The organism is Streptomyces sp. NPDC001700, from assembly GCF_053596435.1.
On sequence record NZ_JBSFGE010000083.1, the window covers coordinates 1 to 1,382 of the forward strand.

Consider the following 1,382-nt stretch of genomic DNA (forward strand, 5'->3'; position numbering starts at 1 on the left):
CACCCCTCCGGAATCCTCGCCACAAACGGCCGCCCGGTCACCACAAACGGACCGAACGACTGATCCGCCAACCCCATCACCCGATCACCGGGCACGAGATCAGTCACATCCGGACCCACCTCCACCACCACACCAGCAGCCTCACTACCCAACCCCTCCTGCGTGGTCACCACACCCAAAGCAACCACCGCATCACGGAAGTTCACACCCGCCGCACGCACAGCGACACGAACCTCATCCCCCACCAACGGAGCAACCGCAGGCGCATGCTCCACCAGCGCCAAACCCTCCAAACTCCGGGTACCCGTCACATCCAGAACCCAGCCCCGAGCCCCCACCGGCGGCACCAACGCACCACCCACCCCATAACGAGCCAACCGAGGCACCCTCAACACACCACCATGAAGGGCGATTTGAGGCTCTCCCGACGTCAGAGCGAGGTCCAGCGACTCCGCGATGCCGCGCTGGTCGGCACCAATGCCACCATCGAGGTCACCATCGAGGTCGACGAGGACGAATCGGCCGGGGTTCTCCGACTGCGCGGAGCGCACCAGACCCCACGCCGCCGCCCCCGCCACATCAACGACATCCTCATCCGCCGAGACCGCCACCGCACCCTCGGACACCAGAACCAGCCGTGCCCCCTCAACCCGCTCCTCCGCCAGCCAGCCCTGCAACAGGCCCAGCGTGCGATGCGTGACCTCACGCACCGCGTCGACAGAGGGTGTCTCCGCCGCCATGCGCGGCAGCACCGTCAGCACGGCGTCGGGAACCGGACGTCCTTCGTCGAGAGCGGCGATGAACGTGGCAAGGTCGGGGTAGCGCTCGGCACCATCGAGTTCCGGCGTTCCCGTACCGAGCACGGCGACCGACCCGGCCCACGCGGCAGCGGCCCCGGCAGCGGCAACCCAGTCCAGCCGGAACAACGCGTCCCGATGCGGATCACTCGCACGCGCCAGCTGATCCGCCGAGATCCGCCGCAGGGTCAGGGCATCCACCGACGCCACCGGAGCACCCGAATCATCGGCGACCCGCACCACAACCGAACCACCCGCGGCCTCCGCCAGATGCACACGGAGCCGTGTGGCACCCGCAGCGTGCAGGGTGACGCCCTGCCAGGCGAACGGCAGCAACGTACCGCCGCCCGTCCGAGCCATCAGTCCGCTGAAGTCGATGCCGTGCAGGGCCGCGTCGAGCAGCGCCGGATGCAGACCGAAGGAACCAGCCTCCTCCGCCGGCAGTTCGACCTCGGTGAACACCTCACTGCCACGCCGCCACGCCGCCCGCACCCCACGGAACACCGGACCATAACCAAGACCATCCGCGGCAAGCCGCTCATACAGATCGGTCACCCCAACGGGATCCGCCCCAACCGGCGGCCA

1 protein-coding gene is annotated in these 1,382 nt (G+C 68.5%); it reads right to left on the reverse strand.

From position 1 onward, the window contains the following. A partial coding sequence (locus tag ACWC5C_RS42045) for a polyketide synthase dehydratase domain-containing protein (RefSeq protein WP_450884638.1) occupies positions 1-1,352 on the reverse strand: 1,352 nt, incomplete at its 3' end. Positions 1,353-1,382 lie beyond the last annotated feature (30 nt).